The 23,556-nt window shown below is 74.0% G+C and carries 19 protein-coding genes and 1 pseudogene; 9 read left to right on the forward strand and 11 right to left on the reverse strand.

The features are described from left to right. Positions 1 to 14 precede the first annotated feature (14 nt). From hisH to hisD, 5 genes are read right to left on the reverse strand one after another with little or no spacing between them, the layout of a single operon-like run. Complete coding sequence (hisH, locus tag IHE55_RS05965) at positions 15 to 659, reverse strand: imidazole glycerol phosphate synthase subunit HisH (RefSeq protein WP_197988073.1); 645 nt, start codon at positions 657 to 659, stop codon at positions 15 to 17. Beyond that, positions 656 to 820 carry a CG2302 family histidine operon protein gene (locus tag IHE55_RS05970; RefSeq protein WP_197988074.1) on the reverse strand — a complete coding sequence of 55 codons (165 nt, stop codon included), beginning with the start codon at positions 818 to 820 and terminating at the stop codon, positions 656 to 658. The genes hisH and IHE55_RS05970 overlap by 4 nt, the downstream gene beginning before the upstream one ends. After that, positions 817 to 1,419, reverse strand: a complete 603-nt coding sequence (gene hisB, locus IHE55_RS05975) for an imidazoleglycerol-phosphate dehydratase HisB (protein WP_197988075.1) — start codon at positions 1,417 to 1,419, stop codon at positions 817 to 819. The genes IHE55_RS05970 and hisB overlap by 4 nt, the downstream gene beginning before the upstream one ends. After that, a complete protein-coding gene (locus IHE55_RS05980; protein WP_197988076.1) occupies positions 1,409 to 2,608 on the reverse strand; it encodes a histidinol-phosphate transaminase in 1,200 nt (399 codons plus the stop codon). The genes hisB and IHE55_RS05980 overlap by 11 nt, the downstream gene beginning before the upstream one ends. Further along, a complete protein-coding gene (gene hisD, locus IHE55_RS05985) occupies positions 2,605 to 3,939 on the reverse strand; it encodes a histidinol dehydrogenase (protein ID WP_197988077.1) in 1,335 nt (444 codons plus the stop codon). The genes IHE55_RS05980 and hisD overlap by 4 nt, the downstream gene beginning before the upstream one ends. A 195-nt stretch (positions 3,940 to 4,134) precedes the next feature. Between hisD and IHE55_RS05990 the strand changes: the two genes are divergently transcribed. The 3 genes from IHE55_RS05990 (at position 4,135) to ybaK (ending at position 7,456) form a co-directional block, all read left to right on the forward strand. Next, positions 4,135 to 5,733: an oxidoreductase gene (locus tag IHE55_RS05990; RefSeq protein ID WP_197988078.1), complete on the forward strand. Its 1,599-nt coding sequence runs from the start codon at positions 4,135 to 4,137 to the stop codon at positions 5,731 to 5,733. A 366-nt stretch (positions 5,734 to 6,099) separates the two neighbouring features. Beyond that, the gene (locus tag IHE55_RS05995; RefSeq protein WP_197988079.1) at positions 6,100 to 6,840 is read left to right on the forward strand and encodes an LON peptidase substrate-binding domain-containing protein; all 741 of its coding nucleotides are present in this window, start codon (positions 6,100 to 6,102) and stop codon (positions 6,838 to 6,840) included. 115 nt (positions 6,841 to 6,955) lie between these two features. Next, positions 6,956 to 7,456, forward strand: coding sequence for a Cys-tRNA(Pro) deacylase (gene ybaK, locus IHE55_RS06000; protein WP_197988080.1), 501 nt, complete (start codon positions 6,956 to 6,958; stop codon positions 7,454 to 7,456). Between the two features lie 316 nt (positions 7,457 to 7,772). Here the strand turns inward: ybaK and IHE55_RS06005 are convergent, their stop codons facing one another. The 4 genes and pseudogenes from IHE55_RS06005 to IHE55_RS32980 all read right to left on the reverse strand — a co-directional run bounded on the left by IHE55_RS06005 (position 7,773) and on the right by IHE55_RS32980 (position 11,932). Beyond that, positions 7,773 to 8,441 (reverse strand): hypothetical protein, encoded by a 669-nt coding sequence (locus tag IHE55_RS06005; RefSeq protein ID WP_197988081.1) that lies wholly within the window; start codon positions 8,439 to 8,441, stop codon positions 7,773 to 7,775. 61 nt (positions 8,442 to 8,502) lie between these two features. Continuing rightward, on the reverse strand, positions 8,503 to 9,261 hold the full coding sequence (locus tag IHE55_RS06010) for an ABC transporter permease (RefSeq protein ID WP_307826858.1): 759 nt from the start codon (positions 9,259 to 9,261) through the stop codon (positions 8,503 to 8,505). Between the two features lie 241 nt (positions 9,262 to 9,502). Further along, complete coding sequence (locus tag IHE55_RS06015; RefSeq protein ID WP_197991810.1) at positions 9,503 to 10,483, reverse strand: ABC transporter ATP-binding protein; 981 nt, start codon at positions 10,481 to 10,483, stop codon at positions 9,503 to 9,505. Positions 10,484 to 10,682: 199 nt separating this feature from the next. Then, positions 10,683 to 11,932, reverse strand: a pseudogene (locus IHE55_RS32980) (NYN domain-containing protein). A 251-nt stretch (positions 11,933 to 12,183) separates the two neighbouring features. Between IHE55_RS32980 and IHE55_RS06025 the strand changes: the two are divergent. Beyond that, positions 12,184 to 12,354 carry a hypothetical protein gene (locus tag IHE55_RS06025; protein WP_197988082.1) on the forward strand — a complete coding sequence of 57 codons (171 nt, stop codon included), beginning with the start codon at positions 12,184 to 12,186 and terminating at the stop codon, positions 12,352 to 12,354. A 259-nt stretch (positions 12,355 to 12,613) separates the two neighbouring features. Here the strand turns inward: IHE55_RS06025 and dnaE are convergent, their stop codons facing one another. Continuing rightward, positions 12,614 to 16,159, reverse strand: a complete 3,546-nt coding sequence (gene dnaE, locus IHE55_RS06030) for a DNA polymerase III subunit alpha (RefSeq protein ID WP_197988083.1) — start codon at positions 16,157 to 16,159, stop codon at positions 12,614 to 12,616. A 211-nt stretch (positions 16,160 to 16,370) separates the two neighbouring features. Between dnaE and IHE55_RS06035 the strand changes: the two genes are divergently transcribed. From IHE55_RS06035 to IHE55_RS06055, 5 genes are all read left to right on the forward strand, one after another. Continuing rightward, positions 16,371 to 17,720, forward strand: a complete 1,350-nt coding sequence (locus IHE55_RS06035; protein WP_197988084.1) for a DUF2252 domain-containing protein — start codon at positions 16,371 to 16,373, stop codon at positions 17,718 to 17,720. Between the two features lie 287 nt (positions 17,721 to 18,007). After that, the gene (locus tag IHE55_RS30795; RefSeq protein WP_197988085.1) at positions 18,008 to 18,979 is read left to right on the forward strand and encodes a thioredoxin domain-containing protein; all 972 of its coding nucleotides are present in this window, start codon (positions 18,008 to 18,010) and stop codon (positions 18,977 to 18,979) included. Positions 18,980 to 19,055: 76 nt separating this feature from the next. Then, a complete protein-coding gene (locus IHE55_RS06045; RefSeq protein ID WP_197991811.1) occupies positions 19,056 to 19,733 on the forward strand; it encodes a hypothetical protein in 678 nt (225 codons plus the stop codon). 64 nt (positions 19,734 to 19,797) lie between these two features. Then, positions 19,798 to 20,631 (forward strand): thioredoxin domain-containing protein, encoded by an 834-nt coding sequence (locus IHE55_RS06050; protein WP_197988086.1) that lies wholly within the window; start codon positions 19,798 to 19,800, stop codon positions 20,629 to 20,631. Between the two features lie 364 nt (positions 20,632 to 20,995). Continuing rightward, the gene (locus IHE55_RS06055) at positions 20,996 to 22,627 is read left to right on the forward strand and encodes an alkaline phosphatase D family protein (RefSeq protein ID WP_197991812.1); all 1,632 of its coding nucleotides are present in this window, start codon (positions 20,996 to 20,998) and stop codon (positions 22,625 to 22,627) included. A gap of 257 nt (positions 22,628 to 22,884) precedes the next feature. On the opposite strand, the gene IHE55_RS06060 is transcribed toward IHE55_RS06055, so the two are convergent. After that, positions 22,885 to 23,523: a dienelactone hydrolase family protein gene (locus IHE55_RS06060; RefSeq protein ID WP_197988087.1), complete on the reverse strand. Its 639-nt coding sequence runs from the start codon at positions 23,521 to 23,523 to the stop codon at positions 22,885 to 22,887. Between the last annotated feature and the right edge of the window lie 33 nt (positions 23,524 to 23,556).

The following is a 23,556-nucleotide window of genomic DNA, read 5'->3' on the forward strand; positions in this document are numbered from 1 at the left end:
GGCGAGCGGGCGGGTCAGAGCGTGGCGAGCCAGTTGGTCAGCAGCTGGGCGCCGGCGTCACCGGACTTCTCGGGATGGAACTGGGTGGCCCACAGCGGTCCGTTCTCGACCGCCGCGACGAACGGGTCGCCGTGCTCGGCCCAGGTGACCTTGGGGGCGCGGATGCCGGGGTTGGCGGTCTCCAGGTCCCAGGTGCGCACCGCGTAGGAGTGCACGAAGTAGTACCGGGCGTCGGCGTCGAGGCCGGCGAAGAGCCGGGAGTCGGCCGGTGCCCGGACGGTGTTCCAGCCCATGTGCGGGACGACCGGGGCGCGCAGCGGGGCGACCGTGCCGGGCCACTCGTCCAGGCCCTCGGTCTCCTCGCCGTGTTCGATGCCGCGGGCGAAGAGGATCTGCATGCCCACGCAGATGCCCATCACCGGGCGGCCGCCGGAGAGCCGGCGGCCCACGACCCAGTCGCCGCGGGCCCGGCGCAGGCCGCGCATGCAGGCGGCGAACGCGCCGACGCCGGGGACCAGCAGGCCGTCGGCGTTCATCGCCGTGTCGTAGTCGCGGGTGATCTCCACGTCGGCGCCGACCCGGGCCAGGGCCCGTTCGGCGGAGCGGACGTTGCCGAAGCCGTAGTCGAAGACCACGACCTTGCGGGCGCGCTCGGTCAACTCCACACCTCCAGCCGCGCGAGGCCGGCGATCAGCGACATCCCGGCGCCGATGCTCAGCAGGGTGACCAGGCTCCGGGACATGCCCTGCTTGACGAAGGAGATCACTCCGCCGAGCAGGAAGAGTCCGAGGACGATGAAGAGGGTGGAGGTGCCGTTCACAGGGCGCCCTTCGTGGACGGGAGGATTCCGGCGGCCCGCGGGTCGCGTTCGCTGGCGTAGCGCAGCGCGCGGGCGAGTGCCTTGAACTGGCACTCGACGATGTGGTGCGCGTTGCGTCCGTAGGGTACGTGGACGTGCAGCGCGATCTGCGCCTGGGCCACGAAGGACTCCAGGATGTGCCGGGTCATGGTGGTGTCGTAGGCGCCGATCATCGGGGCCATGTTCTCCGGCTCGGTGTGCACCAGGTAGGGGCGGCCGGAGAGGTCCACGGTCACCTGCGCGAGGGACTCGTCCAGCGGCACGGTGCAGTTGCCGAAGCGGTAGATGCCCACCTTGTCGCCGAGCGCCTGCCGGAACGCGGCGCCCAGGGCCAGGGCGGTGTCCTCGATGGTGTGGTGGCTGTCGATGTGCAGGTCACCGTCGGTCTTGACGGTGAGGTCGAACAGCCCGTGCCGGCCGAGCTGGTCGAGCATGTGGTCGTAGAAGCCGACGCCGGTCGAGACGTCGACCTGCCCGGTGCCGTCGAGGTCGATCTCGACCAGGACGGAGGTTTCCTTGGTGGTGCGTTCGACTCGGCCGACGCGACCTTCACTGGCCATGGTGCGTGTACTCCTTCGAGGGCGTGGGGCCGTCCCCCGCCCCGGTGTGGTCCGGCCCGGTGGCGGGCAGCAGCTCCAGGTCGCCGAGGACGGCGGCGACGGCGGCCAGGAAGGCGTCGTTCTCGGCGGGGGTGCCCGCGGTGACCCGCAGCCGGCCGGGTACGCCGTTGTCCCGGACCAGGACGCCGTGGTGCAGCAGCGCCTGCCACGCCGCGTGGCTGTCGGCGAAGCGTCCGAACTGGACGAAGTTGGCGTCCGAGTCGGTCACCTCCAGTCCCAGGGCGCGCAGCCCGTCCACCAGCCGGTCCCGTTCGGTCTTCAGCTGCTCGACGTACTTCAGCAGGGTGTCGGTGTGCTCCAGGGCGGCGAGCGCGGTGGCCTGGGTGACGGCGGACAGGTGGTAGGGCAGCCGGACCAGCTGGACGGCGTCCACCACCGCCGGGTCGGCGGCGAGGTAGCCCAGCCGGAGCCCGGCCGCGCCGAACGCCTTGGACATGGTGCGGGTGACCACCAGGTGCCGGCGTCCGGCGAGCAGCGGCAGCAGCGAGGCGTGGTGGCTGAACTCGCCGTACGCCTCGTCCACGACCACCATCGACGGCTTCGCCGCCTGCGCGGCCTCGTACAGCGCCAGCACGGTGGCCTCGGCGACGGCGGTGCCGGTGGGGTTGTTGGGGGAGGTGATGAAGACGATGTCGGGGCGGTGCTCGGCGATCGCCGCGCGGGCCGCGTCCACGTCGATGGTGAAGTCCTCGTTGCGCGGTCCGGAGAGCCAGCCGGTGTTGGTGCCGCGGGCGATCAGGGCGTGCATCGAGTACGAGGGCTCGAAGCCGATGGCGGTGCGGCCCGGTCCGCCGAAGGTCTGCAGCAGCTGCTGGAGGACCTCGTTGGAGCCGTTGGCCGCCCACACCTGCGCGGGGCCAACCGGGTGGCCGGTGGTCCGGGACAGGTAGTGCGCCAGCTGGGTGCGCAGCTCGACCGCGTCCCGGTCGGGGTAGCGGTTGAGGTGGCGGGCCGCCTCGGCGACCCGCTCGGCGATCCGGGCCACCAGCGGCTCGGGCAGCGGGTAGGGGTTCTCGTTGGTGTTCAGCCGGACGGGCACGTCCAGCTGCGGGGCGCCGTAGGGGGAGGTGCCGCGCAGCTCGTCCCGGATGGGCAGGTCCTCCCAGGGGGAGGCGGGGTTGGCGGTCACTGGTCCTGCGGAACCTTCCCGTCGAACCGGGCCTTGAGGGCGGCGCCGTGCGCCGGCAGGTCCTCGGCCTCGGCGAGCGTCACCACGTGGTGGGTGACCTCGGCCAGCGCGTCCCGGCTGTAGTCCACCACGTGGATGCCGCGCAGGAAGGACTGGACGGACAGGCCGGAGGAGTGGCAGGCGCAGCCGCCGGTGGGCAGCACGTGGTTGGATCCGGCGCAGTAGTCGCCGAGGGAGACCGGGGCGTACGGGCCGACGAAGATCGCGCCGGCGTTGCGGACCCGGGCGGCCACCTCGGCGGCGTTCGCGGTCTGGATCTCCAGGTGCTCGGCGGCGTAGGCGTCCACCACCGCCAGGCCCTGGTCGAGGTCGTCCACGAGCACGATGCCGGACTGCCGGCCGGCCAGTGCCTCGGTGATCCGCTCGCGGTGCCGGGCGGCGGCGACCTGGGTCTTCAGCTCCAGCTCGACCGCCTCGGCGAGGGCGGTGGAGGGGGTGACCAGGACCGCGGCGGCGAGCGTGTCGTGCTCGGCCTGGCTGATCAGGTCGGCGGCCACGTGCGCCGGGTCGGCGGTGTCGTCGGCGAGGATGGCGATCTCGGTGGGGCCGGCCTCGGCGTCGATGCCGATGCGGCCCTTCAGCAGGCGCTTGGCGGCCGCCACCCAGATGTTCCCGGGGCCGGTGACCAGCTGGACCGGGCGGCACTCCTCGGTGCCGTAGGCGAACATGGCCACCGCCTGGGCGCCGCCGGCCGCGTACACCTCGTCCACGCCGAGCAGGGCGCAGGCGGCGAGGATGGTGGGGTGCGGCAGGCCGCCGAAGTCCTTCTGCGGGGGCGAGGAGACGGCGAGCGAGCCGACCCCGGCCTCCTGCGCGGGCACCACGTTCATCACCACGGAGGACGGGTAGACGGCGTTGCCGCCGGGGACGTACAGCCCGACGCGCTCCACCGGGACCCAGCGTTCGGTGACCGTGCCGCCGGGGACCACCGTCACGGTGGTGTCGGTGCGCCGCTGCTCGCGGTGGACCAGCCGGGCGCGGCGGATCGACTCCTCCAGGGCGGCGCGGACGGCCGGGTCCAGCTCGGCCAGGGCGCGCCCGATCGCCTCGGCGGGCACCCGGACCCGCTCGATCCGGACACCGTCGAACCGCTCGGCGTACTCGATCAGCGCCGCGGTGCCGCGATGGTGCACGTCGTCGCAGATGGGCCGCACCTTCTCCAGGGCGGCCTCGACGTCGAGCTCGGCACGGGGCAGCAGGTCGCGGTCGATGCCGCCGCGGGGGGAGTCCTCGCCCCGGGCGGCACCGCGCAGATCGATTCGGGAGATCACGCAGCCAATTGTCTCAGACCCGCCGGTGGGACCGGTGTCACGTATCAGGGTGTGATACACGACCCGAGACGATCCCCAACGATCCTGACCAACGGCGTTCAACCGGTTACGCAGCGGGAATGCACCGGGTAGGTGGCCGGGGGGCCGGGACGGGGCCGGGGACGGGACGCGGATTTTCGTGGAGGGACAAGGGCAGTGACCGAGCCACACGACGGCGACCCGCCCGCGGGGCTCGACCTGACCACACCCGAGTGGGGGATGTGGCAGGCGTTCCGCAACGGCAGCACGCTCGACCTGCGTACCCCGCACCCCCAGCGGAACGATCCGGCCGGGCCGCACGCGTGGGGGCCGGAGCGCAGCGTGCGGGCCCGGGTGGTGGCGCTGCTGCTGCTGGACGGGCCGCCGCCGCAGCCGGGCCGGGTGACCGCGCTCAAACTGAACGGGGTGCACATCACCGGCACCCTCGATCTGGCCGGCGGCACCGTCGAGCCGTACGTGGAGATGCGCAACTGCCGCTTCGAGCAGGAGCTGCTGCTGCCGGAGAGCCGGTTCACCACGCTGCGGCTGGTGGGCTGCGCGGTGCCGCGGATCGAGGCGGCGCGGCTGCAGACCGAGGGCGACCTGCACCTGCCGCGCTGCGTGGTGGAGCACGGCATCCGGCTCACCGACGCCCAGATAGGCACCGACCTGCTGCTCAACCAGCTGGTGGTGCGGCGGGACCGGCGGGGCCGGTCGATCACGGCGGACGGGCTGACCGTCGGCCAGGACCTCCAGGCGGAGATGATCGAGTCGTACGGCGAGCTGAGCCTGCGCGCCGCGAAGGTGGGCGTGTCGCTGAGCCTGCGCGGCAGCCAGCTGCGCAACCCCTACGGGCGGCGGGCGCTCAACGCGCCGCAGCTGACCGTGGAGCGCAGCCTGTACCTGACCAGCGCCGGGGTGAGCAACTCGCCGTTCTCCAGCGGGGCGACCCCGCCGTACGGGACCACCACTCCGGGCCGGGGCACCCGTATCCAGCGGTTCGAGTGCGAGGGCGGGGTGCGGCTGGACGACGGGCGGTTCGGCGACGCCGTCGACTTCGACCAGGCGCGGTTCGTGATGGAGAACGACCAGGAGCTGTCCATGCGCCGGGTGCAGACGCCCGAGCTGCGCTTCCTGGGCGAGCGTCCGCAGCGCGGCCGGGTGATCCTCTCCGGCGCCCGGGTGGTGAACCTGGTGGACAAGTCGGTGAGCTGGCCGGGGCCGGGCCAGCTGGCGATGGCCGGTTTCTTCTACGAGCACCTCATACCGCGCGGCCACTTCCCGCTCGCCCGGCGGCTGGAGTGGGTGGCCGCCGCCACCCCGGAGTACTCCCCCGACCCGTACGAGGTGCTGGCCACCGCGCTGCGCACCAGCGGCGAGGACGCGGACGCCCGGGAGGTGCTGCTGGCCAAGCAGCGGCGGCGGCGGGAGACCCTGCCGCTGGCCGGGAAGCTCTGGGGCTACCTGCAGGACTGGACGGTCGCCTACGGCTACCGGCCGGGCCGGGCGCTGGTGTGGATGGCGGTGCTGTGGGCGGTCGGCACGGCGTACTACCTCCAGCGGCCGCCGGAGGAGCTGAAGGACGGCGAGTCGCCGCACTGGAACGCCTACCTGTACACGCTGGACCTCTTACTGCCGCTGATCGAGCTGGGCCAGGACGCCTACTGGCGGCCGGGCGGACTCTCCCAGTGGCTGGCGGCGGCACTGATCCTGCTCGGCTGGATCCTGGCCACCTCGGTCGCCGCGGGCGCGTCCCGGCTGCTGCGGCGGCAGTAGCGGCGCGCGGGCTCCGTGGGCGGTGCGCCCGCGGGGCCGGGCGGTGCGCGTGCGGGGGGCCGGGGCGTACGTGGCGGCGGGGGGCGGTGCACGGGGTGGTGGCACGTGCGGGGCCGGGCGTTGCTCGGACGGCGTGGACGGCGCGTCGGCGGCGCACGGGTCCGTCGTGGCGGTGCGCGCGGGGCCGGCGCACGGGTCCGCGGGGGGCGGTGCCTGCCGGGCCGGGGGGCCGGGTCAGGGCGGTGCGCCCAGGGGTTGGAGGCGCTCCGCGGACCGCCCCGGGTGGGGGCCGTCCCGGTGGGGGCGGGCGGCGCGGCGGCGGTCGGCCCGTACAACCGGGCCGGTCGGCCATTAGGCTTAACCGCCGTGACCGACCCCCGCCTTCCGCTCTTTCCGCTGAACACGGTGCTGTTCCCCGGACTGGTGCTGCCCCTGAACGTCTTCGAGGAGCGGTACCGCTCCCTGATGCGTGACCTGCGGGCGCTGCCCGAGGACGCCCCGCGCCGCTTCGGGGTGGTCGCCATCCGCGACGGCCGGGAGGTGGCCCCCGTCGCGCCCGGCATGCCGGACCCCACCTCGCCGCCCGAGCGGGGCCCGGCGGCCGGCTTCGGCTCCGACCCGATGCAGGCCTTCCACCATGTGGGCTGCGTGGCCGACGCGGCGACCATCCGGGAGCGCTCCAACGGGACGTTCGAGGTGCTGGCCACCGGCACCACCCGGTTCCGGCTGCTGTCCGTGGACGCCTCGGGCAGCTACCTCACCGGCGAGGTGGAGGAGCTGCCCGAGGAGGAGGGCGACGAGGCCGGCGCGCTGGCCTCCGGCGTCGTCCGCGCCTTCCGCGCCTACCAGAAGCGGCTCGCCGGGGCGCGGGAACGCACCCTCGCCGCCGAGCAGGAGCTGCCCGGCGAACCGTCGGTGCTGTCCTACCTGGTGGCGGCCGCGGCGGTGCTCGACAACTCGGTCAAGCAGCGGCTGCTCCAGGCCCCGGACACCGCGTCCCGGCTCGCCGACGAGCTGCGGCTGCTGCGTTCGGAGACGGCGCTGATCTCCAAGTTGCCGTCGCTGCCGTGGATCGAGCCGGTGCAGCGCCCCACCTTCCCCAACTGAACCGGGCCGGCACTCCCCGCACCGCCCCTTCCCTCCTTTCCCGACCGACGTCCCGCGGCCGGTGCCGCGGGACTCCTTCCCTCCGCATCCGGACAGAGCAGGAGACGGCGAGGCCGTGGCACGGAAATCGAAGAAGCAGACCAACGGCGGCACCCCGGCGACCGTGGCGCTGGCCACCGCGGGTACCGCGTATACCCTGCACTCCTACGAGCACGACCCGGCGGCGCCGTCGTACGGCGAGGAGGCCGCGGAGGCGCTCGGCGTCGATCCGGGCCGGGTCTTCAAGACCCTGGTGGCCACGGTGGACGAGGAGCTGACGGTGGCCGTGGTCCCGGTGTCCGCCACGCTGGACCTGAAGGCGCTGGCCGCGGCGGTGGGCGGCAAGCGGGCGGCGATGGCCGACCCGGCCGCCGCCGAGCGCGCCACCGGCTACGTGCGGGGCGGGATCTCCCCGCTGGGGCAGCGCAAGCGGCTGCGGACCGCGGTGGACGCCACCGCGCTGGACCACCCCACGATCTGCGTGTCGGCCGGCCGCCGCGGCCTGGAGGTCGAGCTGGCCGCGGCCGACCTGGTGGCCCTCACCGGCGCGGTGACCGCGCCCATCGCCCGCTTCTGACCCACCCGCCGGCCCGGCGCCCTCCCTGCGGCCCTCGGACGCCGCGCCGGTGCGTGCCGTCCCCCGGTCGCGCGGCGCGCCGGCGGCTCGGCACTCCCGGGGCCGCCGGTCGCCTCCGGTGCCCCCGCTCGCCTACCGTGCCTCGGGACCGGCGCGCACCGGCAGCACCCAACGCCCTCGGCCCGGCGCACGCCGGGCCACGTCGGTCACCCGCCCGTGTCTCCGCCCGGCGCACGCGTGCCCGTCGGGATCCGGCCCGTGCCACCGGCCCGGCGCGCGCCGGGGTCCCCGCTCACCACCGAAGCGCGCCGCCGGCTCAGTGCAGGCCGGGCCCGTCGGGCGCCGCCGGCTGCGCCGGCCGCGGGGGCTCCGGGTACGGCTGCGGCTCCGGGTCGCGCGGGCCGAACAGCCCGGTCAGGGCGAGGTGGACCGCCATCGCGGCCGCCGGCCAGGCCAGCAGGGCGCCCTTGGCCCGCAGTTCCAGCGACTTGTCGAAGGCGACGCCCGGGCCGACCTCGCGGGCGCGCCGCAGGATGTCGCCCTCGTGGCCGAGGTGGACGCCCAGGCGCCAGGCCACGACCGACGCGAGCAGACCGCCCACCGCCAGCCCCAGCACCAGCGGGATGCCGCCCTGCCGGCGGAAGAGGAAGACCGCGACGGCGGAGAGGGCGCCCAGCGCCAGTCCGAGCAGCACGAACCGGCCGTCGGCGCCGATGGCGTCCTCCGCCTCGGAGTTCTTCATGTAGACCGCCCGGCCGTCGGAGACCAGTTCCACCCGCGGCGCCAGCCACAGCCACAGCAGGCCCAGGGCGATGCCCAGCAGTCCCACCGCCAGCGCCACCAGGGCCGCCTCCACCAGCTCCCGGGTGGTGACCGAGCGGTTCCGGGCGGGTCCCTCGGGGGGCGGGGGAGCGGGTAGGCGGTGGCACCCGTCGGCTGCGGTCCGGGCGGGGGGCGGGTCGTGGGGCGTCAACGGTGCGGTCACTTTCGTCATCGTGCCGGTCGGTGGGGTGCGGCGGGGCGGCGGTGGACGGCCTGCGGGCGGGTCACCGCACCGCGGCCCGGCGGTAGGCCCAGGTCGCGGCGGCCAGTGAGATCACGCCGACGCCCGCGCACACCCCCAGGTCGGCGAGGACGGCGAGCCAGTCCGGCCGGGGCCCGAAGGTCCGGGCCAGCGCCTCCACACCGTAGGTGGAGGGCAGCAGGTCGCGGGCGTACGACACCAGGGCGGGCATCCGCTCCGCGGGCAGCACCCCGAGCAGCAGCGCGGCGGACATGCCCAGCTGCCCGCAGAGGGTGGCCAGCTCCTGGCGCGGGGCGAGCAGGCCGAGCGCGGCGCCCAGGCCTGCCAGCGCGGCGCCGGACAGCGGCACCACCGCCGCCAGGACCCACAGATGGCCCATGGGGAGCTGGTAGAGCAGGCTGCCGGTCACCGCGGTGACCACCGTGCCGGGCACGGTGAAGGACGCGTAGGCGGCCGCCGCGCCGAGCACCACCGCGGCGGGCGGCACCGGCAGGGTCGCGTAGTGGTCCAGGCCGCCGCTGGCCCGCAGCTGGCCGAAGTACTGCGCCAGCAGGTTGAGCGCCACGAAGGCCACCACCAGCACGCTGGACCCGGCGACCACGGCGCGGGCCTCGCTGCCGCCGTCGACCACGCCGCGCATCAGGACCATGATCCCGATGGACTGGAAGGTGGCCACGAACAGCAGCGGGATGCGCGCCACCCGGGCCCGGGACAGCTGCGCCCGGTAGACGGCGCCGAGTGCGGGCAGCAGGCGCGCACGGGCCGCCAGCGGGGCGGGCACGGCGGCCGGCGCGGGCGTCGGCCGGCGGCGGTCGTCGCGGGGCGCGGCCTCCAGGGACACGGCAGTCACGTTGCGCGGCTCCTCTTCGGTTCGGTCACGGCCGGCCCGGCCGGAGCTCCGGCGGGCCGGCGGTCTCCGGCACGGCGGCGGGCCGCCGGGGGTACGGGGTGCCTGCCGCGGCGGGGGGTCACCGGGACGGTGCGGCGCCCGCCGGGGCGGCGGGTCGCGGCCGGGCGGCGGGTCACGCCTTCACCAGCCCCTCGGTGTCCTCCGCGCGTCCGCCCAGCGCCAGGTAGACGTCCTCCAGGCTGGGCGTGGCGAGGGTGAAGTCGTCCAGGGCGGCGAAGGCCGGGCCGCCGGTGACCGCGGCGATCGCGGCGCGGGCCTCCTCGGGGGCCAGCCGCAGCCGCCAGCGGCGGCCGTGGGCGTGCGCGCTGCCTTCCAGCGCGGCCACCTCCGGCACGTGCAGCGGGGCCTCGGCGCGCCACACCAGCTCCACCCGGACCTCGTCGGCGACGAGCGCCTTCAGTCCGGCGGGGGTGTCGCAGGCGATGACCTTGCCGCGCTCCAGGACGGCGACCCGGTCCAGCACGGTCTCCGCCTCGATGACGTTGTGGGTGACCAGCAGCACGGTGGTGCCGCGCTCGGCGCGGCGCCGGTCCACCGCGGCCCACACCGCGCGGCGCGCCACCGGGTCCATGCCGGTGGTGGGCTCGTCCAGGACCAGCAGCGGCCGCTCGCCCACCAGCGCGGCGGCGACGCAGGCCAGCCGCCGCTGGCCGCCGGAGAGCTTCTTCAGGGGGCGGCCGGCGAGCGGGGTGAGCCCCAGCTCCTCCAGCACGGCGTCGCGTTCGGCGCGGGCGGCCCGGGCGTCCAGGCCGCGGAGCCGTCCGGTGGTCTCGGCCGCGAGGGCCACGGTCAGCTCGTCCAGGGCGGTGGACTCCTGGCCGAGGTAGCCCACCAGCCGGGAGGCGCGCTCGGGGTGGCGGACCAGGTCGTGGCCGAGCACCTCGACGGTGCCCTCGTCCGGGCGGAGCAGGCCGGTCAGCTGGCGGACCAGGGTGGTCTTGCCGGCGCCGTTGGGGCCCAGCAGGCCGAAGATCTCGCCGCCGGTGACGGTGAGGTCGATGCCGTCGCTGGCCCGGACGGCGGGCGCGGCGGGTACGCCGCGCCGGGGACGCGCGGCCGGGTAGGTCTTGACCAGGCCGCGCACCGTGCACACCGCGTCGCCGCCTGCCGCCTGTTTCGCGCCCGTCCTCACGAGCTATGAGGGTACGCGCCCGGGCGGCCGGACTCCGCCCCGGGGCGGCCGGACGGGCCCGCGCACCGGTGTGATCCGGGGCGCGGCGGGGCGGAGGACGGGATTCCGGCCGGACCCGGCGGTGTGCGGTCCCGGCGCGCCGCGGCGGCCCGGGTGCCGGTCAGTCCTTGGCCGGGGTGGCGGCGACGCCGGTGCGGCTGTCGATCTCGCGCCAGAACCCGGCCCGGATGGCGTACCGGTCGTGCTCGTCGATCTGGTCGTCCTTGTGGGCGAGCAGGCCGAAGCGGGCCGCGTAGCGCAGCAGCTCGCCGTCGATGCGGTGCGGGATGCGGGGGTACTCCCCGGAGAGCTGCTGGAGGTGCTGCGGGTCGGCGAGCCGCTCCGCCCACCGGCGGGCGAAGACCTGGCCCACCTCGAACGGGTCGCCGCTGACCGTGGTGATGTCCTCCTCCCGGTCCGCCCAGCGCTGCTCGGCCGTGGTGAGCTGCGCCAGCATGGGCAGGCAGGCGGTCTCCGGGGGCTCGGCGACCGTGGTGCCGCGGTCCACCCAGCCCCGGTCGGAGGACCAGCGGAGGGTGGCGCCGGCGGCGACCGTCCGGGTGTCCTGGACCAGGGCGGGCCGGCCGAGGTCGGCGAGGTCCTTGGGGGTGGGCACGCCCTTGCCGCCGGTCGCGGCGGACGGCTCGGCGGTGCCGGCCGGGCGGGCCGGCGCGTCGTCGGCGGCGGGCCGGGGGGCCGCGCGCGGCGGGGCGCTCCCCCGCGGCGGTGGCGGCCGGCGCGGTGTTCTCCGGCAGCGGGGGCGGCGAGGATGGCGGCGATCTCGGGGCGGGTGACGGGTGCGGGGGCACCGTGGGCGGACTGGTCCTTGGCCCGTACCGCGCGGGTGATCCAGGCGCGGTCCAGCACCCGGCGCTCGTCGGCCTCGGCCACCAGGTCCTCGGACTGGTTGAAGTCGCCGTCGGCGGCCTGCACGGCCCACAGGTGGATGGCGACGCCGTGCTCCTTGGCGTCCATCAGCCCCGGGAGCAGGTCGCCGTCGCCGGTGACCAGGACGATGTCGGAACAGGCCCGGTTGCGGGCCAGCTCGGTCAGCTCGGCGTGCATGGCGGCGTCCACGCCCTTCTGCGCCCACCGGCCGTCGCTGCGGGTCAGCGCGCCCAGCCGGACGGTGACCCGGGGCATGACGCGCAGCCGCCGGTGCTCCGGCTGGGGGACCCGGTCGGGGGCGCCGTCGAACCAGTAGATCCGCAGCAGCGGCCGTTCGGTCTCCTGCTCGGCCCGCTCGCGCAGCCCCTGGATGAGGGTCGCGTGGTCCACCACGATCCTCGGCCGGGCCGGCTCCCCGGCGAGCAGACTCGCGGCGGCGCCCAGCAGATAACCGGCGTCCACCAGGACGACGCAGCGGTCCACGTTCCACCTCTTCCCTGACGTACGGACGTGTGCGCACCCCGGCCCGGCGGTGGCCGGTGCTCCGCGTCGTCGCTTCCGGGTCCGACCGGCCGCGGGGGGCTACCAGACCGAACTGGATCAACGGCGCGGCGGATACGGCCTACCCCTCACAAGCCTCTCTCACTCACGGTAATTGCCCGAAATGCCCCGTCTGTTCCGGCGTGTCACTGTGTCTTCAGGGGAAACCGACCCCGACTGGAGGCAGAACGGTCATGGCCAAGAACAAGAATCGCGAACGCGGCAAGTCGCGCTCCCGGTCCTCCGCCGAGCGCGCCGACGACCAGGCCCGGCAGCCGGAGGACCGGGCGGAACAGCTGCGGTCACAGCTGGACCGGCCGAGCGGTTCCGCCAAGGGTCGGCAGAAGAAGTTCGGGCACAACTGATCCGGTCCGTCCGGCACTCCGGGCGCGCCCCCGTCCGCCGGGGGCGCGCCCGCGCGCCGTCGCCGGGGCGCGGGGCCTGCCGCCCGGGGGCGGACACCGCCGCGCCGGGTCCGGCGGGAGGCAGGGCCGTGACGGCCCTGCGGCCCGGCCCGCGGGGCGGGCCGGGCCGGGCCGACGGCGGACCGGGCGGAGCCGGAGGGGCGGGGGCGGACCGGAGCGGGGCCGGGGGCCGGCCGTCCGGCGGGGGGCGGGCCGGGGCTCAGCCCGCCAGGCAGGACGGCCCGAGCAGCACCTTGAGGTCGCCGAAGAGCGCGGGGTCGGGGGTGACCCGGTGCCGGTCCAGCCGCAGCACCGTGGTCTTCCGGGCGCCCTGGAGCTTGATCCGCACCTCGGTGGAGCCGCGGTGGTGGGTGAGCACCTCGCCGAGCTTCTCCACCAGCGGCGGGGTGACCTTGACGGTGGGGATGGTGATGGTCACCGGGGCGTTGGCGGACGCCTCGGACAGGTCGGGGACCATCAGCTCCATCGCGACCAGCCGCGGCACGTCCTCCCGCTTGTCCAGCCGCCCCTTGACGAAGACCACCGCGTCCTCCACCAGCTGGGTGGAGACCAGCTGGTAGGTGGCGGGGAAGAACATGCAGTCGATGGAGCCGGCCAGGTCCTCGACGGTGGCGATCGCCCAGGCGTTGCCCTGCTTGGTCATCTTCCGCTGGAGGCCGGAGATGATCCCGCCGATGGTCACGATGGCGCCGTCGCTGTGCTCACCGCCGGTCAGCTGGGAGATCGCCGCGTCGGTCTTGTCGTTGAGCACGTGCTCGATGCCGAAGAGCGGGTGGTCCGAGACGTACAGGCCCAGCATCTCCCGCTCCTGGGCCAGCAGGTACGACTTGTCCCACTCGACGTCGGAGAACTCCACGTCCAGCCCGAACGAGGGTCCGTCGTCGGCGCCGCCCTCCTCGCCCATCCCGCCGAAGAGGTCGAACTGGCCCTCGGCCTCCTTGCGCTTGACCGCGACCACGTTGTCGATCATCGACTCGTAGTGCGCCATGAGGCCCTTGCGGGTGTGCCCCATCTCGTCGAACGCGCCGGCCTTGATCAGCGACTCGGTGGTGCGCTTGTTGCAGACCACCGCGTCCACCTTGTCCAGGTAGTCGGGGAAGGACTGGTACTTCCCCTTGGCCTTGCGGCAGCGGATGATCGAGTCCACCACGTTCTGTCCGACGTTGCGGACCGCGGTGAGACCGAAGAGGATCACGTCATCGCCCTGGGCGGTGAAGTTCGCCTCCGACTCGTTGACGTTCGGCGGCAGCACCTTGATGCCCATCCGGCGGCACTCGTTGAGGTAGACCGCCGACTTGTCCTTGTCGTCGCGGACCGAGGTGAGCAGCGCCGCCATGTACTCGGCCGGGTAGTTCGCCTTGAGGTAGGCGGTCCAGTAGGTGACCAGGCCGTACGCCGAGGAGTGCGCCTTGTTGAAGGCGTAGCCGGCGAACGGGACCAGCACGTCCCACACCGCCTGGATCGCCTCGTCGGAGAAGCCCTTCTCCCGCGCGCCCTTCTGGAAGTTGACGAACTCCTTCTCCAGCACCTCGGGCTTCTTCTTGCCCATGGCGCGGCGGAGCAGGTCGGCCTGTCCGAGCGAGTAGCCGGCGAGCACCTGGGCGGCCTTCTGCACCTGCTCCTGGTACACGATGAGGCCGTAGGTGATGTCGAGGACCTCCTTGAGAGGCTCCTCCAGCTCCGGGTGGATCGGGGTGATCTCCTGCTGGCCGTTCTTCCGCAGGGCGTAGTTGATGTGCGAGTTCATGCCCATCGGCCCGGGGCGGTACAGGGCCGAGACGGCGGAGATGTCCTCGAAGTTGTCGGGCTTCATCATGCGCAGCAGGGCGCGCATCGGGCCGCCGTCGAACTGGAAGACGCCGAGGGTGTCGCCGCGGCACAGCAGCTCGTAGGTCTTGGGGTCGTCCAGCGGCAGCTCCAGCAGCTGGAGGTCCACGCCCTTGTTCGCCTTCACCATCTTGACGGCGTCGTCCATGATGGTGAGGTTGCGCAGGCCGAGGAAGTCCATCTTCAGCAGGCCCAGCGACTCACAGGTCGGGTAGTCCCACTGGGTCACGACCTGGCCGTCGTTCTTCGGCGAGAAGACCGGCACGTGGTCGGTGAGCTTCTCGCTGGACATGATCACGCCGGCCGCGTGCACGCCCATCTGCCGGACCAGGCCCTCGATGCCGCGCGCGGTGTCGATCACCTTCTTGACGTCCGGCTCGTTCTCGTACATCCCGCGCACCTCGGCCGCCTCGCTGTAGCGGGGGTGCTTGGGGTCGGTGATGCCGGACAGCGGGATGCCCTTGCCGAGCACGTCGGCGGGCATCGCCTTGGTGATCCGGTCGCCCATGGCGTACGGGTAGCCGAGCACCCGGGCGGAGTCCTTGATCGCGTTCTTCGCCTTGATGGTGCCGTAGGTGCCGATCTGGGCGACCTTGTCGGCCCCGTACTTCTCGGTGACGTACCGGATGACCTCACCGCGCCTGCGCTCGTCGAAGTCGATGTCGACATCCGGCATGGAGACGCGCTCGGGGTTGAGGAACCGCTCGAAGATCAGCCCGTGCTCGACCGGGTCGAGGTCGGTGATGCCCAGCGCGTAGGAGACGATCGAGCCGGCCGCCGAGCCACGGCCGGGGCCGACCGCGATGCCGTTGTTCTTCGCCCACATGATGAAGTCGGCGACGACGAGGAAGTAGCCGGGGAACCCCATCTGGATGATGACGTCCATCTCGTACTCGACGAGCTTCTGCCGGTCCTCGGGGACGCCGCCGGGGTAGCGGCGGGCCATGCCCCGCTTGACCTCCTCCTGGAACCAGGTGACCTCGGTGTACCCCTCGGGCACCTCGAACCGGGGCATCAGGTCGCGCTTCTCGAACCAGCCGGTGGTGTCGATCTGCTCGGCGACCAGCAGGGTGTTGGCGCAGCCCTGCTGCCAGGCGTCGGAGGAGTCGATGGCGTACATCTCCTCCGTGGACTTCAGGTAGTAGCCGGTGCCGTCGAAGCGGAAGCGGTCCGGGTCGGAGAGGTTCTTGCCGGTCTGCACGCACAGCAGCGCGTCGTGCGCGTCGGCCTCGCGGGCGTAGGTGTAGTGGGAGTCGTTGGTGACCAGCGGGGGGATGCCGAGCTTCTTGCCGATCTCCAGCAGGCCGTCGCGGACCCGCTTCTCGATCTCGATCCCGTGGTCCATCAGCTCCAGGAAGTACCGGCCCTTGCCGAAGATGTCCTGGTACTCGGAGGCGGCCCGGACCGCCTCGTCGAACTGGCCGAGCCGCAGCCGGGTCTGCACCTCGCCGGAGGGGCAGCCGGTGGAGGCGATCAGTCCCTGCGACCACTGGGAGATGGTCTCCTTGTCCATCCGCGGCCACTTCTGGAGGAAGCCCTCCATGTACGCGTCGGAGGAGAGCCGGAAGAGGTTGTGCAGCCCCGTCTTGTCCGCCGCCCAGATGGTCTTGTGGGTGTAACCGCCCGAACCCGAGACGTCGTCGCGCTTCTGGTGCGGCTGGCCCCACAGGACCTTGCGCTTGTACCGCCGCGACTCCGGCGCCACGTACGCCTCGATGCCGATGATCGGGGTGACGCCCGCGGACTGCGCCTGCTGGAAGAAGTCGTAGGCGCCGTGCAGGTTGCCGTGGTCGGTCATGGCGATATGCGTCATGCCCATGTCGTTGCAGGCCTGGAACAGGTCCTTCAGCCGTGCCGCACCGTCCAGCAGGGAGTACTGGGTGTGCACGTGCAGGTGCGTGAACGGCTGCTTGGTCACGGTGGAGGACCTCCAGGTGGACGCTGCGGACGAGCGGCGGGCCGGGCGACGGGCGGGCACGCGACGGCCGCCGGGGCGGCGCCGGGCCGCCGGGGGCAGCTTCGAAGACTACCTCTTGGCGGGGCCGGTCCCCGGGCACTCGGGGGTAGCCTCGGCCGTTGTCCGCCATGGAACACCCGTCGCCGGAGCTCACCGTAGGAGGCATCACGCGATGTCGGATCTGCACGTCCCCGCACAGGACGTCGAGGAACGCGGCGAGGAGATCCTCGCCGTCTTCGGCACCGCCTTCGGCGAGCTGCTGGCGGCCGACCCGGCGGCGTTCCGGGTCAAGTTCCGGAAGATGGCCGCCTCCGCCTTCGCCTTCTACCGCGGCACCGCCTGCCTGTTCTACGCGGACCTGGAGCGCGCCGCGGCGCCCGGCCGCGGCCCGTACCTGGACGAGCGGACCAGCCGGGTGTGGATCCACGGCGATCTGCACGCCGAGAACTTCGGCACGTACATGGACGCCACCGGCCGGCTGATCTTCAACGTCAACGACTTCGACGAGGCGTACGTCGGCCCCTTCACCTGGGACCTCCAGCGGTTCGCCGCCTCGGTCGCGCTGATCGGCTACACCAAGGCGCTCAGCGACGAGAAGATCAGCGAGCTGGTGCGGATCTACGCCGCGGCCTACCGCGAGCGCATCCGCGCGCTGGCCGCCGGCGGTGTGATCTCCGACACCGGCGACCTGCCGCCGTTCACCCTGGACACCGCCGAGGGCCCGCTGCTGTCCTCGCTGCGCGCGGCCCGGGCCCGCACCCGCTTCGGGCTGCTCGACTCGATGACCGAGATCCGCGAGTACGAGCGGGTCTTCTCGGCCGGCGGCGGCGCCGTCGAGCTGGACGCGGCGACCCGCTACAAGGTGCTGGCCGCCTTCGACGGCTACCTGGAGACCCTCCCCGAGTCCAGCCTGGCCCGGCCCGACTCCTACCGCGTCAAGGACGTGGTGGGCCGCCGCGGCGTCGGGATCGGCAGCGCCGGCCTGCCCTCGTACAACATCCTGCTGGAGGGCAACAGCGACGCCCTGGAGAACGACGTCGTGATCTACATGAAGCAGGGGCAGACCCCGGCGGTCTCCCGGCACGTCACCGACGAGCGGGTGCGCTCGTACTTCCACCACGAGGGCCACCGCACGGTCATCTCCCAGCGGGCCCTGCAGGCCCACGCCGACCCCTGGCTGGGGTGGACCGAGCTGGACGGGGCCGGCCAGCTGGTCGCCGAGGTCTCGCCGTACGCGGTGGACCTGGACTGGTCCGACCTCGACGACCCGGCCGAGATCGCCGCGGTCGTCGCGGACCTGGGCCGGGCGACGGCGACCATGCACTCGGCCGCCGACGAGACCAGCGGCCACTCGCTGGTGCCGTTCTCCACCGAGCGCGCCATCGACGCCGTGATCGCCGCCGACGAGGACGGCTTCCCGGAGCTGCTGGTGGACTTCGCCCACGCCTACGGCGCCCGCGCCCGGGCCGACCACCAGATCTTCGTGGACCTGTTCCGCAACGGCCGGATCCCGGGCCTGTGAGCGGCACCGGAGCCGGCGGACAGCGGCCGGGACACCAGGGGGACGACGGGGAACAGCGGTCCGGCACCCCGGGGCCGTGGGGCCCCGGGCAGCCGGACGGCGGGCCGGGCGGGCCCGGGGAGCCCGGCTCGCAGGCGCCGGGGACGGGCGCGGGTGCGCCGGGGTGGCAGCCGCCGGGTGGTCCGCCGCCCGCGCCGCCGGGCCCGCCGTACGGTGCCGCGCCGCCGGGCCCGGCGCCGGGGCATCCCCCGTATCCGGCCGCGCCCGGACGGCCCCCGTACCCCGCCGTGCCGGGGCAGCCGCCGTACCCCGCGCCGGGGCAGCCGGGCGCCGGGTACCCGTACCCGCCCGCCGGGCCGGCCGCGCCCGGGCCCGATCCGCAGGCGCGGCGCCGCGCCCTGATCGGCTGGGTGGCCGCCGGGGTGGCGGTCGCCCTGCTCGCCACCGGCGCGATCGTGGCGTTCGTCGGTGACGGGGACGACACCGGCGCCGTGGGCGACCGCGACGGGGCGCCGACCGCACCCCGGCTGCCCGGCGACGACGGCGGCGAGGACGCCGGCGAGGGCAGCGACGGGGACGCCTCGGACGCCGCCACCGGCGGTGGCACCGGCGGCCGGACCGGGGGCGACAGCGGCGGCTCCACCGGCGACGAACGGCCCGGGGGCGTGGCCGTTCCCGCCCACACCACCGGGCCGGACCGGACGGTGATCACCATCGGCGACGCGGACAGCGCACACACCCTCACCGTCTACGAGGACATGCGGTGCCCGGCCTGCGCGATGTTCGAGCAGCGGGTCGGCGACACCCTGACCGCCGACATCGAGGCCGGCCGGTACAAGGCCGAGTTCAAGATGGCCACCTTCCTCGACGGCAACTTCGGCGGCGACGGGTCGAAGAACGCGCTGAGCGCCCTCGGCGCCGCCCTGGACGTCGGCCCGGACGCCTTCCTGGCGTACAAGAAGGCCCTGTACTCCGAGCGGCACCACCCCGAGGAGAGCGGCGACCGTTTCGCCTCCGACGCCTATCTGCTCCAGGTGGCGCGCGAGGTGCCGGAGCTGAGGAACGACGCCACCTTCGCCCGGAAGGTGACGGACGGCACATACGAGCGCTGGGCCGACGCGGTGGGCGACGCGTTCGCCGAGACCGGCGTCTCCGGTGTGCCCGCGCTCGAACTCGACGGCGAGAAGGTGACGTCCGGCGGCTCCGGACCGCCGATGTCCGCCGCCGAGTACACCGAGGCGGTGAGGCGGCTGCTGTAGCTCCGGCCGGCCCGCGGCACGACGATGCCGAATCTTGACGCGACGCATACGTCCGGCCATGGCACACTCTGCGCCGATGGACATCTCGGCGACTCACCTGCGGGCGGTACGCGCGGCGCTCTTCACCGCGCTGTGCGTCACCCTGTCCGCGGGGGCGCACGTCCTGCTCTCCGGGATGCCGGTGCCGCTGTCCACGGTCGCCGTGCTCTCCGGCGGGATCTTCGTCCTCGCCTACGCGCTGGCCGGCCGGGAACGCGGCTACGGCCGCATCGCGGCCCTGCTGGTACCGCTGGAGCTGGCCGCCGACACGGCCTTCACCACCGGCCAGCACACCTGCTACGGCCCCTCCGGGGGCCCGGTGACCGGCCCGCTGCACCGGCTGGGCTTCGACGTCATCTGTTCGGGCGGCGGGGTCGGCGGCGTGCTGACCCATGTCCCGGGCACCCCCGGCGCGGCCGGCCCGGGCACCGCGGCGGCCTCGCCGTGGCTGCTGCTCGCCGCGCACGTGGTGGTCGGGCTGATCGCCGCGGCCTGGCTGCGGCGCGGTGAGGCGGCGCTCGCCCGGGTGCTGCGCGCGGTCGCCGCGTTCACCTTCCGGCCGCTGCGGCTGGTGGTGGCCGCCGAGGTCGCCGGCGTCCGCCGCCCCGGCCCCGCCCCGCGTGCCCGGCACCGGCCGCGTGCCCCACGCACCCTTCCGCTTCTCCTGCACTCGGTGGTGCGGCGTGGTCCGCCGCGCCGGATGGCGGCCGGCTGAGTATCCGGCCGCCCGGCACGGCGTTGAACCTCTCACCGACCCACCTACACGGAGCAGACGAACCATGAGCAACCGCAACAGCCACGCCAACAAGCAGGCCGCCCGCGAGCGGCTGCGCGCCGAGCGCGAGCGCCAGGCGAAGAAGGAGAAGACCGCCCGCCAGCTGAAGGTCGCGGGGGCGGTGGTGGTGGTCCTGGCCATCGCCGGCGGCATCGGCTTCGCGGTCAGCAACTCCAGCAGCGGCAGCAAGAACACCAAGGTCAGCGACAAGGACTGGCGCGCCGCCGCGGAGAAGACCGCCTTCAGCAAGCCGGCCAACACCACCGGTGAGAAGGGCGACACCATCCTCATCGGGGACGCGAAGGCCAAGGAGACCATCGAGATCTACGAGGACCCGCGCTGCCCGGCCTGCGCCATCTTCGAGCGGAACGGTGGCAAGACGCTCAACGAGGGCATCGAGCAGGGCCGCTACAAGGTCCGCTTCGTCATGGCCAACTTCATCGACGACATGGCCGGCGGCAGCGGCTCGAAGAACGCCGTGAGCGCGCTCGGCGCCGCGCTGAACGTCAGCCCGGACGCCTTCATGGAGTACAAGGAGGTCCTCTACTCGGAGAAGAACCACCCCGAGGAGCGTGACGACGCCTTCTCCGACGACGAGCGGCTCATCGAGATCGCCCAGCAGGTCAAGGAGCTGAAGGGCAACAAGGAGTTCGAGAAGGCCGTGAAGGAGGGCACCTACGACAAGTGGGGCCTGGAGATGAGCAAGCTGTTCGAGAAGAACAAGATCGGCAGCACTCCGACCCTGATGTACAAGGGGGAGAAGCTCACCTACGACGGGCAGTCCACCCCGATGTCGCAGGAGCAGATGACCGCCGCCCTGGACAAGGTCCTGAAGTAGCCGCCGGAGCGCCCGGCGTGGTCCGGCCGGGACCACGCCGGGCGGGCCCGCACGACGGAGCCCCGCCGTCCGCGAGGGACGGCGGGGCTCCGTCGTGTGACGGGCCACGGCCGCCGGCCGGCCGGCGGCGTCCCCCGGTCGCCGACGCGGGGCGCGGGTGGCGGGCCGCGGCCCGACGCGGGTGGCGGGACACGGGCGGCCGGCCCACCGGACCCGGGCCGAGGACCCCACGGACCACACCCGTCACCGGCACCCCACCGCTCCCGCGCGCACACCGGGAAACGGTGGATGAACTCCCGAAGTTCATCCATCAGTTCGACTTACCAGCGGCCCTACCGAGCAGTAAGGTGCGGCCGTGACTCCCATGGACTCCTCCCTCTCGCGCCGCACCGCCGTCACGGCGGTGGCCGCCACCGCCGCCGTCCTGCCGTTCGCCACCGGGCTCTCCGCCGCCCGCGCCGAGGACGCCGGCCCCGCCTTCCTGCACGGTGTGGCCTCCGGCGACCCGCTTTCGGACGGGGTCCTGCTGTGGACCCGGGTGACGCCGGAGCCCGGTGCCGTGCCCGGTTCCGGCCGGGGTCCGGAGGTGGCCGTGGAGTGGGAGGTGGCCGAGGACGAGTCGTTCGGCACGGTCGTGGCGAAGGGCACCGTACGGACGTCGGCGGCCACCGACCACACCGTCAAGGCCGATGTGCGCGGACTGCGGCCGGCCACCCCGTACTTCTTCCGGTTCTCCGCCGGCGGGGCGCAGTCGCCGACCGGGCGGACGCTCACCGCGCCGGCCGGCCACCAGACCCCCGGGTCGGTCCGGTTCGGCGTGGTGTCGTGCTCCAACTGGGAGGCGGGTCACTTCGCCCCCTACCGCCACCTCGCCGCCCGCCGGGACCTGGACGCGGTGCTCCACCTCGGCGACTACATCTACGAGTACGCCACCGGCACCTACCCGGAGGAGGAGTACGTCGTCCGGCAGCACTCCCCCGCCCACGAGATCACCACCCTCGCCGACTACCGGGCCCGGCACGGCCAGTACAAGACCGACGCCGACCTCCAGGCGCTGCACCGGGCGCACCCGGTCATAGCGATCTGGGACGACCACGAGTTCGCCAACGACGCCTGGTCGGGCGGGGCGGAGAACCACACCGCGGGTGCCGAGGGCGACTGGGCGGCGCGGGTGGCCGCGGCGAAGCAGGCGTACTTCGAGTGGATGCCGGTCCGGCCGTCCACCGCGGGCACCACCTACCGGCGGCTGCGCTTCGGCTCCCTCGCCGACCTGCACCTGCTGGACCTGCGCTCGTTCCGCTCGCAGCAGGCGGCGGTGGGCAGCGGCGCGGTGGACGACCCGGACCGCACGCTCACCGGGCGGGCGCAGCTGGACTGGCTCAAGAGCGGGCTGGCCGCCTCCGACGCCGCGTGGAAGCTGGTGGGCACCTCGGTGATGATCTCCCCGGTGGCCTTCGGTTCCCTCCCGGCCCATCTGCTGGAGCCGATCGCCGAACTGCTCGGCCTGCCCAAGGGCGGCCTGGCGGTCAACACGGACCAGTGGGACGGCTACACCGACGACCGCCGGGAGCTGCTGGCGCACCTGACCGACCGCTCCATCACCAACACCGTCTTCCTCACCGGCGACATCCACATGGCGTGGGCGAACGACGTGCCGGTGAAGGCGGCCACCTACCCGCTCTCCCGGTCCGCCGCCACGGAGTTCGTGGTCACCTCGGTGACCTCCGACAACCTCGACGACCTGCTCCACGTGGAGCCGGGCACCCTCTCGGTGGTCGCCGCCACCGCGATCAAGGCGGCCAACCGCCATGTGAAGTGGGTGGACATGGACCACCACGGCTACGGGGTGCTCGACGTGACGGCCGACCACGCGCAGATGGACTACTTCACCGTCTCCGACCGGACCGACCCGCAGGCCTCGTCCGCCTGGGCCCGCTCGTACCGCACCCGCAGCGGCACCCAGCGGGTGGAGCGGGTGGACCGGCCCGTGCGCTGACCCCCGCCGGTGCCGGGCCGCCGCACCCCGGCCGCCCGGCGCCCCGGCCTCACCGGGCCGCCGCGGGCCCGGAGCCGGACGTCATGGGCCAGAGGTCACGGGGCAGGCATCACGGGCCCGAGGTCACGTTCACGGGCGTCACGGTCCGGGCGTCACGGTCTCGCGGGCCCGGCATGCCCGGCACCCAGGCGCCCGGCCGCACCCCGGAGCCCCGTCACGGCGCGGCTCCGGCCCGCCGGACCGGTACCGGCGCGGCCTCAGCCCGCGGTGCCGCGCCCGTACACCTCGGCCAGGAAGGCCAGCGCGACCCGCCAGGTCTCCTCGGCCGCCTCCGGGTCGTGGTCCGGCAGGTCCGGGTCGGTGTACAGGTGCCCGGCGCCGGGGTGACGGAAGACCTCCACATCGGCCCCGGCCCGGGTCATCCGCAGGTACCAGGCGTTCAGCCAGTCGTGCGGCTCGAACGGGTCGGGGTCGGCGACGTGCAGCTGCACCGGCAGGCCGTCCACCGAGGCGTCCTCCGCCAGGTCCGAGGTGCCGTGCAGCAGCAGGAGCCCGCGCGCCTTGCCGTCGGCGAGCGCCAGGTTCTGCGCGAGCGAGCCGCCCATCGAGAACCCCGCGTAGACGATCCCCCGGTCGGACAGCGGCGCGGCGGCCGTGACCGCCCGGCGCAGCAGCTCCTCACGGCCGATCCGGTCCTTGATCGCCATCCCCTCCTCGACCGAGTCCACCGAATTCACCGGCTGTCCTTCGTACAGATCGGGTACGTGCACCTCGTACCCGGCGGCGCGCAGCCGGTCCGCGGCCGCGTGCACCGCGGGCCGCAGCCCGTACGCCGAGTGCAGAAGAAGAATCGTCGAAGGGTCCGAACCGTCCGCGGCGGCCGAGGCTTCCGTCACTGCTGTCACTTCCTGTCGTGGTCGGTTGTGCGG

This window comes from Streptomyces pactum, assembly GCF_016031615.1.
In the GTDB taxonomy this organism is placed as follows: domain Bacteria; phylum Actinomycetota; class Actinomycetes; order Streptomycetales; family Streptomycetaceae; genus Streptomyces; species Streptomyces pactus.